The following is a 261-nucleotide window of genomic DNA, read 5'->3' on the forward strand; positions in this document are numbered from 1 at the left end:
GGGCCGGCGCCAGGTTGCTGAGGTTGTTCTTCTGCCAGAGCTTGCTGACGGCGATCAGATGCAGATCACCGTTGTGGGTGCGCAACAGAATCTCGCCCTTGACGGTGGTCAGGCGCAGACCGGTCTCAACCTGCTCGGCTTCTTGCAGGAACAGCTCGGGTGCCAGCGCGCGGGCGACCGGCGGCTGCGCCGAGGATTTGAGCACCCCATCGGCGTCAAACGCGGCGACCAGGGCGTGGGGGCTCATGACCGGCTGACGGT

The 261-nt window shown here is 66.3% G+C and carries 1 protein-coding gene; it reads right to left on the reverse strand.

From position 1 onward, the window contains the following. On the reverse strand, window positions 1-261 hold a 261-nt coding region (locus ACPYOG_RS19835; protein WP_481295829.1), incomplete at both ends, for a hypothetical protein.

Source organism: Leifsonia sp. HAY1-4F (assembly GCF_056755275.1).